General features: G+C 75.0%; 12 protein-coding genes. 6 read left to right on the top strand and 6 right to left on the bottom strand.

Annotated features, from left to right (window positions below; translation table 11 throughout):
* Positions 1–4: 4 nt before the first annotated feature.
* From ACFV1W_RS30490 to ACFV1W_RS30480, 3 genes are all read right to left on the bottom strand, one after another.
* On the bottom strand, positions 5–760 hold the full coding sequence (locus ACFV1W_RS30490; protein ID WP_380420501.1) for an FAD:protein FMN transferase: 756 nt from the start codon (positions 758–760) through the stop codon (positions 5–7).
* A 31-nt stretch (positions 761–791) separates the two neighbouring features.
* Positions 792–1,262, bottom strand: a complete 471-nt coding sequence (locus tag ACFV1W_RS30485) for an FMN-binding protein (protein WP_380420487.1) — start codon at positions 1,260–1,262, stop codon at positions 792–794.
* Between the two features lie 66 nt (positions 1,263–1,328).
* The gene (locus ACFV1W_RS30480; protein ID WP_380420486.1) at positions 1,329–2,696 is read right to left on the bottom strand and encodes a ferric reductase-like transmembrane domain-containing protein; all 1,368 of its coding nucleotides are present in this window, start codon (positions 2,694–2,696) and stop codon (positions 1,329–1,331) included.
* Between the two features lie 232 nt (positions 2,697–2,928).
* Between ACFV1W_RS30480 and ACFV1W_RS30475 the strand changes: the two genes are divergently transcribed.
* Both ACFV1W_RS30475 and ACFV1W_RS30470 read left to right on the top strand, forming a co-directional pair.
* The gene (locus tag ACFV1W_RS30475; RefSeq protein ID WP_380420485.1) at positions 2,929–3,657 is read left to right on the top strand and encodes a response regulator transcription factor; all 729 of its coding nucleotides are present in this window, start codon (positions 2,929–2,931) and stop codon (positions 3,655–3,657) included.
* Positions 3,658–3,674: 17 nt separating this feature from the next.
* On the top strand, positions 3,675–5,120 hold the full coding sequence (locus ACFV1W_RS30470; RefSeq protein WP_380420500.1) for a sensor histidine kinase: 1,446 nt from the start codon (positions 3,675–3,677) through the stop codon (positions 5,118–5,120).
* Between the two features lie 12 nt (positions 5,121–5,132).
* Here the strand turns inward: ACFV1W_RS30470 and ACFV1W_RS30465 are convergent, their stop codons facing one another.
* Positions 5,133–6,164, bottom strand: a complete 1,032-nt coding sequence (locus ACFV1W_RS30465) for a GlxA family transcriptional regulator (protein WP_380420484.1) — start codon at positions 6,162–6,164, stop codon at positions 5,133–5,135.
* A 107-nt stretch (positions 6,165–6,271) separates the two neighbouring features.
* On the opposite strand from ACFV1W_RS30465, the gene ACFV1W_RS30460 reads away from it, so the two are divergent.
* Positions 6,272–6,862, top strand: a complete 591-nt coding sequence (locus tag ACFV1W_RS30460) for an isochorismatase family protein (protein ID WP_380420483.1) — start codon at positions 6,272–6,274, stop codon at positions 6,860–6,862.
* A gap of 176 nt (positions 6,863–7,038) precedes the next feature.
* Positions 7,039–8,022, top strand: coding sequence for an ArsR/SmtB family transcription factor (locus tag ACFV1W_RS30455; RefSeq protein ID WP_380420482.1), 984 nt, complete (start codon positions 7,039–7,041; stop codon positions 8,020–8,022).
* A gap of 132 nt (positions 8,023–8,154) precedes the next feature.
* Here ACFV1W_RS30455 and ACFV1W_RS30450 read toward each other — a convergent pair whose 3' ends face one another.
* Positions 8,155–8,916 (bottom strand): alpha/beta hydrolase, encoded by a 762-nt coding sequence (locus ACFV1W_RS30450; RefSeq protein WP_380420481.1) that lies wholly within the window; start codon positions 8,914–8,916, stop codon positions 8,155–8,157.
* A gap of 218 nt (positions 8,917–9,134) precedes the next feature.
* Between ACFV1W_RS30450 and ACFV1W_RS30445 the strand changes: the two genes are divergently transcribed.
* Positions 9,135–9,941 carry a hypothetical protein gene (locus ACFV1W_RS30445; RefSeq protein ID WP_380420480.1) on the top strand — a complete coding sequence of 269 codons (807 nt, stop codon included), beginning with the start codon at positions 9,135–9,137 and terminating at the stop codon, positions 9,939–9,941.
* Between the two features lie 13 nt (positions 9,942–9,954).
* Here the strand turns inward: ACFV1W_RS30445 and ACFV1W_RS30440 are convergent, their stop codons facing one another.
* A complete protein-coding gene (locus ACFV1W_RS30440) occupies positions 9,955–10,308 on the bottom strand; it encodes a DUF6401 family natural product biosynthesis protein (protein WP_380420479.1) in 354 nt (117 codons plus the stop codon).
* Positions 10,309–10,450: 142 nt separating this feature from the next.
* Between ACFV1W_RS30440 and ACFV1W_RS30435 the strand changes: the two genes are divergently transcribed.
* Positions 10,451–11,377 carry an LLM class F420-dependent oxidoreductase gene (locus ACFV1W_RS30435; RefSeq protein ID WP_380420478.1) on the top strand — a complete coding sequence of 309 codons (927 nt, stop codon included), beginning with the start codon at positions 10,451–10,453 and terminating at the stop codon, positions 11,375–11,377.
* Positions 11,378–11,397: the final 20 nt, after the last annotated feature.

Raw genomic sequence — 11,397 nt, 5'->3', positions numbered from 1 at the left:
CCGGTCAGTGTGCGGCGGCCGGCTGCCAGTCGGTCGGCCCGGAGGGCGGGAGGTGCCCGGGCAGCCCGGACGTCCAGCGCTTGCTCCCGTCCGGCAGTACGGCGAGCGCCTCCACGCCCGGCTGCCGGGCCGCCCAGGCCAGCGCGCGGTCGGGGCCCATCGCGAAGGCGGCGGTCGCCCAGGCGTCGGTGCGGGCGATGCCGGTGCCCGGGGCGCCGACCAGGGTGAGCGAGGCGAGGCCGTCCGCCGGGCGGCCGGTGCGGGGGTCGAGGACGTGGGCGCCGCGCTCGGCTGTGCCGGAGGTGGCCACGGCCAGGTCACTGCCGGCCAGTACGGCGGCGATCATGCCCGGCTTCCCGGGCTGGGCGACGCCGATCCGCCACGGTCCGCCGCAGGTCTGGACGTCCCCGCCGCCGTTGACGCAGTACTGCCGGGCACCGGCGTCGCGCAACAGCCGGGAGGCCTCCTCGATCGCCCAGCCCTTGACCCAGCCGCTGGGGTCGAGCCGTCCGCCGGGCCGTTCGGTGAAGTAGCCGTCGGTCTCGGCCGCCACCTCGCGGCAGGCGGCGAGCACCGTGCGCACCTCGGGGTCGCAGTCGTCCGGGGCGAGTTCGCCGCGCCCGAGCCGGCTGATGTCGCTGTCCGGCCGGTAGGTGGAGAACACCGCGTCGATCCGGTGCAGCCGCTCGACGATCCGCCGTATCGCCCCGGCGGTGTCCGGCCCGGGGTCGCGGACGGCGATCGAGAAGACGGTGCCCATCACGGGCTCGGCGTGCCGCAGCACCGGAGCCTCAGCCCTTCGCCCGGTCGAGGGCGCTCTGCAGCGAGCGGATGTAGCCGTCGCTGGTGTAGGTCGCGCCGCTGACCGCGTCGATCCGGGCGTTCTGCGCGGAGATCGCCTCCTGGTTGAGCACGGGCAGGGCGTCGGCGTTGATCTCGCGGTCCCGGCGGTCCTGGGTCGGGTACTTGACCACGTCGACGCTGGTGATCCGGCTGCCGGCGAGGGTGACCTGCACCTGGACCGGGCCGTACCGGGTGTTCACGGTGTCCCCGCTGACCTTCCGGGTGGCGCCGCCACCCGCGGCGGGCGCGGGGGAGGCGGACGGGGCCGGGGAGGTGTCGGCGGCGCCGGTGGTCCCGGACCCGGAGCCCGACCCCGAGCTGATCACCGGCGCGGACCCGGTCGCCTCGTGCGGTTTGAGCGAGAGCAACAGCACCACCCCGGCAGCGGTGGCGGCACTGGTGACGACGGCTCGGCGCATGGCAGGACAACTCCTCCGGAACGGGTACTCGAACGTGTGGTGGTGGCGGGGGCCGTGGGGACGGGCTCAGAAGACGAAGGACTCCCGGTGGATGCGCCCCGCCCGCACCCCGGCCGCCCGCAGCGCGCGCACGGCCTCCTCGGCGACGGCCTCCGGCCCGCACAGGTACACCTCGTGCTCGGCCAGGCCCGGCACCAGCCGCGCGAGCGCCGCGCCCAGGTCCCCGACCTGCTCCCGCGAGCCGAGCAGCTCGTGCACGACCGCGCCGCGCCGCCGGGCGACCTCGGCCAGCTCGGCCCGGAACAGCACGTCCTCCGCCCGTCGCGCCCGCTGCACCAGCGTGACGTCGCCCGGCAGGGTCTCGAACAGCGCCCGCAGCGGCGTGATCCCCACCCCGACCCCGAGCAGCAGCACCCGGCGCTGTCGCTGCTGCCGACCGGTGAACGCCCCGTACGGCCCCTCGGCCCGTACCCGGGTGCCCGGCCGCAGCGCGGCGACGGCGGCGCTGTGCCCGCCGAGGTCCTTGACGGTGAAGCGGAGGAAGTCCGGACGCGGCGGCGCGGACAGCGAGTACGGGTTGGCGGCCCAGCGCAGCCCGGGCGCCTGGAACTGCAGGCGGAAGAACTGGCCGGGCTCGGCGCGGAGTTCGTCCAGCCGTCGGCCGGACAGGAACAGCGACACCACGCCCGGGCCCTCCGGTCGCACCTCGGCCACCCGCAGGCCGTGCCGCCGGTCGAGCAGCCACGGCCGCAGCAGCCGGAACCAGCCGAGCAGCGCCGCCGTGCCGAAGTAGAGCGCGTACCAGGCGGCCTGGCCGGGTCCGCCGCCGAGGTCGGCACCGGTGGCCAGCTGGTGGGCGAAGGCGAGCGCCACCGCGAGGTAGGTGGCCAGGTGGAGGTAGTACCAGGTCTCGTAGGAGAGCCGGCGGCGCGCCGCCCGGGCGGAGACCAGGCCGGTGCCGAGCATCAGCAGGGTGCCCAGGGAGGCCTTGATCATCTCGGGGTAGTGGAAGACGATCTCCACGCCCTCGCCGACCAGCCCGCGCCCGTCGGTGAGCGCGTAGCCCCAGATCACGGTCAGCACGTGCACCGCGACCAGGGCGACCAGCCAGCGTCCGCCGTACGCGTGCCAGCGGGCCAGCCGGTCGGCGCCGACCCCGCGCTCCACCGGCGGCAGCCGCGCCATCAGCAGGAGCAGCACGGGCGCGGCGTACCCGGCGAGCAGGCCGGTGATCCGCCCGGCGCCGGTCAGCCACCCGGCCGCGCCGACCACCGAGGCGGTGTTCACCCACCACAGCCCGAGCACGCCGAGCGCCCCCGCGGCGATCATCGCGAGCGCCGCGTTCGGGGGCAGGGCGAGCGGCGGGTGGGCCGCCGCCCGGTGGCGCGGGCCGGCGGGTGCGGGCCGGGACTTCGGTGCGGTGGCAGTGGTCATCGGGGTCCTCCTCGACTCCCGGCGGCGGCACGGCCCCGCCGGGGTGGTCCACGATCGCACCGCAAGCTCTGAGTCACCTCTGAGGAAGGCCGGCCCCGGTACCCTCCCGGAGTTGCATCTCCGCAGGTCAGCAGTGGTGTAACGGCTCACGAACGAGCTTCGGTGATCTCACGGGTTTCTCATCGCGGCGGGCCAGAATGGGCGTCGCCCACCGCCGACCCGAGGGAGCACGATGGACGACACCGCCGACCGCCCGGACGACCGCCCGGACTGGCGCGTCCTGGTCGTCGACGACGAACCGGACCTGGTCGAGGTGGTCTGCGGCGCCGTCCGCTACGAGGGCTGGCAGGCGCGCGGCGCCACCACCGGCCTGGAGGCCGTCCGGGAGGCGGCGCAGTGGCGCCCGCACGCCGTGGTGCTGGACGTGATGCTGCCCGACCTCGACGGCCTGGAGGTGCTGCGCCGGGTGCACGCCGAGCAGCCCGAGGTACGGGTGCTCTTCCTCACCGCCCGGGACGCCGTCGAGGAGCGGATCGCGGGCATCGCGGCGGGCGGCGACGACTACGTGACCAAGCCGTTCAGCCTGGCCGAGGTGGTCGTCCGGCTGCGCGGACTGCTGCGCCGGGCCGCCCCGCCGGCCGGGCCGGGCGGCCCGCCCGCGCACGCCCTGGTGCTCGGCGACCTGGTCCTGGACGACCGGGCCCGCGAGGTGACCCGCGACGGCGAGACCATCGAGCTCAGCCCGACCGAGTACGCACTGCTCGCCCACCTGATGCGCCACCCCCGGCAGGTGCTCAGCAAGGCGCAGATCCTGGAGGCGGTCTGGTCCTACGACTTCGGCGGGCAGGCGCACATCGTGGAGCTGTACATCAGCTACCTGCGCAAGAAACTGGACGCCGGCCGCAGCCCGATGATCCACACCGTGCGCGGCGCGGGCTACCTGATCAAGGCCGCGCCGTGAGCCGTGCGGTGCGCCTCCTGAAGGGGCTGTTCCCCCGCACCCTGCGTGCCCGCCTGATCGCCGGCCTGCTGGTGCTGCTGGTGGTCACCTGCGCCGCCGTCGGCTTCGCCACCTCCGCCGCCCTGGACCACTTCCTGGTCGACCGGCTCGACCAGCAGCTCGTCGAGGCCGGTGGCCGCTACGCCGCGAGCCTGGAGTACGCGGGTACGGGCGCGGCGCCCGACACCCGGGGTCAGTCCCCCGGCACCCTGGGCGTACGGCTCCTGGACGGCCGGGTCACCGCCGCCGGGGTCGTCGATGGGGACGCCGACGACCCCGACCCCGACGACCCGGACGACCGGGTCGTCTTCTCGCCCGCCCAGCAGCGCACGCTCGCCGCCCTGCCGCCCGGCGGCCCGGCGCGCACCCTCGACCTCGGCGGCACGCTGCACCGCTACCGGGTGCGCGCGGTGGCCGGCCGGGACGGCGACGTACTGCTCTGCGGACTCCCGCTGCACCCCGTCGAGGAGACCGTGGGGCGGCTGGAGACCCTGGAGCTGACCGTCTTCGCGATCGCCGTCACCGCGGCCGGTGCCGCCGGGGCGGTCTGGGTCGGCTTCTCGCTGCGCCCGCTGCGGCGGGTGGTCGGCATGGCCGAGCGGGTCGGCGCACTGCCGCTGGCCAGCGGCGAGGTGATGCTCGCCGAACGGGTGCCGGACGACGATCCGCGCACCGAGGTCGGCCGGGTCGGCGCGGCGCTCAACCGGATGCTCGGCCACGTCGGCGACGCGCTGGCCCGCCGTCACGCGGTGGAGGAGCGGCTGCGCGGCTTCGCCGCCGACGCCAGCCATGAGCTGCGCACCCCGGTGGCGGCCGTCCGCGGCCACGCCGAGCTGGCGCTGTGTCACCCCGGCGAGGTGCCCGCCGAGGTGCGGCACTCGCTGGAGCGGATCGACGCCGAGGCGCTGCGGATGGGCGCGATCGTCGAGGACCTGCTGCTGCTCGCCCGGTTGGACGCCGGCCGCCCGCTGGCCGAGGACGAGGTGGACCTCACCCGGATCGTGCTGGGCGCGGTGGCCGACGCCCGGGCGGCCGGGCCGGACCACCGCTGGCGCCTGGTACTGCCGGAGGAACCGGTGCTGGTGCGCGGGGACGAGCACCGGCTGAGCCAGGTGGTGGCCAATCTGCTGGCCAACGCCCGCACCCACACCCCGGCCGGTACGGCGGTCGAGCTGTGCCTCGAACGCACGCCCGGCGGCGTGGGGTTGAGCGTCACCGACGAGGGCCCCGGGATTCCGGCGGAGCTGCTGGAGCGGGTCTTCGAGCGGTTCGTCCGGGGAGACCGCGCCCGCTCCCGGGCCACCGGTTCGACCGGGCTGGGCCTGTCCATCGTCCGGGCCGTGGTGCAGGCGCACGGCGGCACGGTCGAGGCGGCCAGCCGGCCCGGCCGTACCGTGTTCACCGTCCGGCTGGCGGCGGCGTGACCCGGTACTCGTTCACCGTCCGGCCGGCGGCGGCGTGACCGTGCGGAAGCGCCGGCGGTAGTCCGTCGGCGTGGTGTCCAGGCGGCGGCGGAAGGCGCGCACCAGGGTGTCCGTGGTGCCGAACCCGCAGGCGGTGGCGATGCGTTCGAGGGTGTCGTCGCCGGACTCCAGCCGGTGGCGGGCGAGTTCGACCCGGGCCGACTCGACGTAGGCGCTCGGGGTGGTGCCCAGTTCGGCCTTGAAGATCCGCACCAACTGCCTTTCGCTGACGTTCGCGTGGGCCGCGAGGGCCGGCACGGTGAGCCGGCCGGAGAGGTTGCGCAGGATGTGGTGGCGCAGCTCCTCGATCCGTCGGGTGGTGGAGACCGGCTCCAGCGGCACGCTGAACTGGCTCTGGCCGCCGGGGCGTTTGAGGTACATCACGAGCTGCCGGGCGACCCGCAGGGCGAGCTCCTCGCCGAAGTCCTCGGCGACCAGCGCGAGCGACAGGTCCAGGCAGGCGCTGATGCCCGCACCCGTCCAGACCTCGCCCTCGCGGATGAAGATCGGGTCGGCGTCCACCTCGATCCTCGGGTACTCGGTGGCGAGTTGGGCCGCGGTCGACCAGTGGGTGGTCGCCCGCTTGCCGTCCAGCAGCCCGGCGGCGGCCAGCAGGTGCGCGCCGACGCAGACGGAGGCGACCCGGCGGGTCCGGGCGGCCAGGGTGCGGACGTGGTCGACCACCGCCGGGTCGGTGAGTGCGCGGACCCGCCCGCCGTCCACCTCCACGGCCCCCGGCACCAGCAGGGTGTCGATGCCCCCCGCGGCGGCGGCCTGGTCGAAGGTCAGGTCGGGCAGGATCCGCACCCCGGCGGCCGTGGTGACCGGCTCGGTGGTCGCGGCGGCCAGCACCACCCGGTAGCCGGTCGCGTCGGCCGTCTCCCGCCGGACCAGCGAGAACACCTCCGGCGGTCCGGTGACGTCCAGCAGGTCGACGCCCTCGAACAGGACGATGACGATCAGCCGCTTCTCCACGCGCTGCCCCCTCGATGTCGGAATCTGCATGCTAGACGGCATTGCCGCCATGCCGAGCCCGCCCGTAGCGTTCCAGAGGCAGGCCGCACCCGGCGTGACCTGCGAAACCCCCTCCATGCGACGAAGGCGGTACAGCCATGCCCACCACCACTCTGCGCACCCTCAACGGCCTCGACGACAAGCCCGCCGTGCTCGGCGCGGCGACGCTGCTCCTGATCGACTACCAGAACACCTACACCCGCGGCGTCATGGAACTGACCGGCTGGCGCGCGGCCCTCGACGCGGGCGCCGACCTGCTCGCCCGGGCCCGGGCTGCCGGTGCCACCGTCATCCACGTCGTCAACGACGGCGGCCCGGGCACCCCGTACGACGTCCGTGCCGAGGTCGGGCGGATCCACCCGGACGTCGCCCCCGCCGACGGCGAGCGGGTGGTCGTCAAGCAGGCGCCGGACGCCTTCGTCGGCACCGACCTGGGTGAGCTGGTGGACGCGGCCGGACACCAGGACGTCGTGATCGCCGGATTCATGACCCACATGTGCGTCGCCTTCACCACCGCCGGGGCCTTCCTGCGCGGCAACCGCCCCACCGTCGTCGCCGACGCCTGCGCCACCCGCCCGCTGCGGTCCGGCGCCGCGGAGCTCACCGCCGCCCAGATCCACCGGGGCGCGCTCGCCACGGTCGGGGACCTCTACGGGGTGGTGGCGGAGTCGGCCGCCGACCTGGGCTGAGCCCGGTCGGTGCCGGTCGTTCACGGACGGTCCCGCCCGCGGCGGCGGGCCCGGTCCGTCATCCGCACCCCCCGCCGGTGGGGCGAGTCTCGCCGGGGGCGGCCCGTTCCGCCATGGATTCGGTTCTCGCCGAACGGTCTTGCGGACCGGGCGCCCTCGGGGTGACGATCGCATCCGTGCTGCGAATCCTCTTCGGTACGGACGACCTGGACCGCATCCGGGTCGCGGAGCGCCCCGACATGTCGATGGAGCTGTCCCTCAGTGTCCACGCCCTGGTCAGCGGCCGCTGCGACCCGCGCTTCCAGGTCTGGCGCAACCGGCTGCGGGCGTCCTGGAACCCGCGCACCGCACTGCTCTTCGACCTCTACACCCCCTCGGCGATCCCGGAGTTCCTCGCCGTACGCCGGGACCCCGGCGCCACCGAGAGCGCCACCGCCGACGCACCCGAGGAACCGCTCCGCGACCACCTGCGGTCCGTCGGCGGGGAACGGCAGTTGAGCGCCTTCGCCCGGGGCGTCGCCGCGGGGGACCGGCGGGCCAGGAAGCTGCTCGGCAACGTCACCGCCGAGTACCAGACCCGCGCGATCGACCCCTACCGGCGGCAGATCGAGACCATCGTCACCACCGAGCACGGCCGCCGCCGCCGGATCACCGAACCGGAGCAGGTGCTCAACTCGCTGCACCCGGCCGTGTCCTGGCGCCGCCCCGTCCTCAGCTTCCCGCTCGCGAACGGCTGTCGGCACGACGTCCGGCTGGACGGCCGCGGGCTCCTGCTCCAGCCCTGCGTGTTCGGCCCCCGCCGCCCCGTCATCGCCCGCTTCGAGGACCCGCACCAACAGCCCGTCCTCCTCTACCCGGCGAGGATCAGCGGCCCCTTGCAACCCGAGTCCGAACCCACACCCAGCCGCACCCTCACGGCCCTGCTCGGCCAGACCCGCGCCGCCGCCCTGGAAGCCATCGCCACCCACGGCCCCTGCTCCACCAAGGACCTGGCCGGCCTCCTCGACATCTCCACCGCCTCCGCCAGCGAACACGCCACCGTCCTCGCCGACTCCGGCCTCACCGCCAAGGACCGCACCGGCCGCACCGTCATCCACCGGCCCACCCCCCTGGGCCGAGCCCTCCTCGCCGGCCGCCTCCCCACCCCACCCACCGAGTAGCGGGCCCGCCGGCGGCGGCCGTGCCCGGGCGCCAGCAGGGTGTCCACCGAGTTCATAACACTCCCCGGGCGTGGTGGGTGCAGGAGGTGGCGCGCCGACGGCGGCCGCTCCGGCACCGGCCTCGCCCGGGGGTCAGGTGAGGGTCGGCCGGGTGGGGGTGGTGCGGGGCTGGCGGGGGAGGGGGAGGGTGAGGGCCTCGGGGGAGGTGGGTGGGAGGGCGAGGGCGGAGGCGGTTTCGGCGGGGAAGGCGTGGAGGCCGAGGAGCGCGGTGGTGAGGCGGGCGGTGGCGCGGTGCCAGTCGGGGATGCGCTGGAGCATGGCGTGGCCGCTGCCGGTGACGGTGTAGCCGCAGACGCGGGCGCCGGCGGCGCGGCTGCGGGCGGCGAAGGCGCGGGTGTCGGCGGGTGGGGTGACCGTGTCGCGGTCGCCGTGCAGGAGCAGGACGTCACGGTCGGCGAGGTGGTCGCAGGGATCCTCGGCGGGGCACCAGGGAGCGAGGGCGACCAGGCCGGTGACGGCCGGGTGGCCACCGGCCCGCAGGGCGGCGCGGCCGCCCATGGAGTGGCCGACCAGGACGGTGGGCACCGGGCCGAGGGTCGCGGCGAGTTCGTCGAGCGCGGCGTGGGCGTCCCTGGCGGCGTCGGCGCGGGCGCCGTTCCAGCCGCGGTGGCGGTAGCGGACGGTGCCGAGGGCGATGTCGGCGCCCGCCGTCGCCCTGGTCAGCGCGCGGATGAAGCCGTGCATGCGCAGCAGCGGGAGGTTCAGCGGGCGGGGCCGGGCGAGGTTGTGCTCCTCGCCACCGTGCAGGACGAGGACGGCGGCCCGGGCCGCCGGGGGGCGCACCCGCCAGCGCAGCGCGTCGTGGGCGGCCGCGCCCGTACTGCTTCCGATCACCTCTGCACCGCCCAGCTCCGCCACTCGCGACCCGTCACACGTCACCGCCCGGGCCCCGGCCCGGACCGCCACTGTACGCGGGCGTACGACCGGGGTGTTCACCCGAGGGAAGCATCCCGGCCGACCGGGCGCGCGCGGGAGGGGCGGGGTGCTGCTATCCACGAAGGGTGGGGGTCGACCGCGCCGTCCTGGCGCAGTGTCACCGGGTGGAGGACTCCGTGGCTCAGCAGCTCGCACTCTCCGTCGACTTCGGGTCGGGTTTCACCCAGGCCTGGTCCAAGATCGCCAAGGTCATTCCGCAGTTCATCGCCTTCGTGGTGATCCTGGCGATCGGCTGGATCGTGGCCAGGGCGATCGCCGGGGTCCTGGACCGGGTGCTGCGCCGGATCGGGTCGGAGCGGGTCGCCGAGCGGGCCGGGATGGCCCGCTACCTGAGCGGCTCGAAGTACGACATGACCGGCATCATCTGCAAGATCGTCTACTACGCGATCCTGCTGATGGCCCTGCAGCTGGCGTTCGGCGTCTTCGGCCCGAACCCGATCAGCGCGATGATCCACGGCATCGTCGCCTGGCTCCCCAGGGCCATCGTCGCGGTCGCGATCGTGGTGGTGGCGATGGCCCCCGCCAACGCCGTGCGCGACATCGTCGGCACCGCGCTGTCCGGCGCCTCGTACGGCCGCACCGTCTCGACGGTGACCTGGGGATTCATCGTGGCGCTCGGAGTGATCGCGGCGCTCGGCCAGGTCGGGATCGCGACCGCGATCACCGGGCCGGTGCTGATCGCCGCGCTCGCCACCATCACCGGAGTGCTGGTGGTCGGCGTCGGCGGCGGCCTGATCATGCCGATGCGCCAGCGCTGGGAGCGGTGGCTCGACAACGCCGAGCAGGAGACCGCCCGGCTGCGCGGCAGCGCCTACCAGGCCGGCCGCTCCGACGCGCTGGCCAACCAGCCGGTGCGGCCGACCACCGAGACCGGACCGGGCCACCCGCCGACCGCGGGCCTCGACCCCGGTCAGGACCGCTGAGGGCCGGCAGCCGTCACGCCCCGAGCAGGCCCTGCTCGCGCACCAGCCAGCAGATCGCGGTCAGCCGGGTGACGGCGTAGTCGTACCCGACCGGCTCCCGCCAGCCGATCTCGGTGAGCGCGTCCAGGAAGCCCAGCGCGTAGTCCGACAGTTCCTCACGGTCCAGGGGTCGGGGCGCGAGCTCCGGCCCCTGCGCGTACAGCAGTTCGCGCAGCATCGCCGCGTGCTGGTCGACCGCCGCCACGAAGCCGGGCTCGAAGGCGAACTCGGCCAGCCGGGGCGTGAAGGCGGTCACGATGCCGGGCAGCGGGCAGTCGGCCGGCCCGTCGGGGGAGGGCCGGTAGGACTCGTCGGGGGTCGCGAACATCCGTCCACGGTAGGCGAGCCGCCGAGCGGGCAGGCCGGGCCGTGACGGTTCCGTGCTGAGACCTTGGCCACCTTCGGGACGTTCCGTGGCCCGGCCTGTTCCCTGTGTTCCCGAACCGGCGGTCCGTACCAGAATGGTCCGCATGGATCTTCGCATCTTCACCGAGCCGCAGCAGGGCGCGAGCTACGACACCCTCCTGCGGGTGGCCCGCACCGCCGAGGAACTCGGGGTCTTCAGCGCCTTCTTCCGTTCCGACCACTACCTGAAGATGGGTGGCGTCGACGGCCTGCCCGGCCCCACCGACGCCTGGATCACCCTGGCCGGCCTCGCCCGCGACACCAGCACCATCCGCCTCGGCACCCTGATGACCGCCGGCACCTTCCGGCTGCCGGGCGTCACCGCGATCCAGGTCGCCCAGGTCGACGCGATGAGCGGCGGCCGGGTCGAGTTCGGCCTCGGCGCCGGCTGGTACGAGGCCGAGCACGCCGCCTACGGCATCCCCTTCCCGAAGGAGAGGTTCGGGCGGCTGGAGGAGCAGCTGGAGATCATCACCGGGCTGTGGCGGACCGGGCTCGGCGACACCTTCGACTTCGCCGGGAAGTACTACACGCTCACCGACTCGCCCGCGCTGCCCAAGCCCGTCCAGGAGCGCATCCCGGTGCTGGTCGGCGGTCTCGGCCCGAAGCGCACCCCCGCGCTGGCCGCCCGCTTCGCCGACGAGTTCAACCTGCCGTTCGCCTCGCTGGACGACACCGCCGCCCAGTTCGGCCGGGTCCGGGCCGCCGTCGAGCAGGCCGGTCGTTCGGCCGACGAGCTGGTGTACTCCAACGCCCTGGTGCTGTGCGTCGGCCGGGACGACGCCGAGATCGCCCGCCGGGCCGCCGCGATCGGCCGGGAGGTGGCCGAGCTGAAGGAGAACGGCCTGGCCGGCACCCCGGACGAGGTCGTGGAGAAGATCGGCCGGTACGCGGCGGTGGGCAGCCAGCGGGTCTACCTCCAGGTGCTGGACCTGGGCGACCTCGACCACCTGGAGCTGGTCGCCTCCCGGGTCGCCCCGCAGCTGGGCTAGCGACCCCCTGGCCGGGGTCG

It is taken from the genome of Kitasatospora sp. NPDC059648, from assembly GCF_042734825.1.
Taxonomy (GTDB): domain Bacteria; phylum Actinomycetota; class Actinomycetes; order Streptomycetales; family Streptomycetaceae; genus Kitasatospora.
This window is presented reverse-complemented; position numbering and strand designations above follow the sequence as displayed.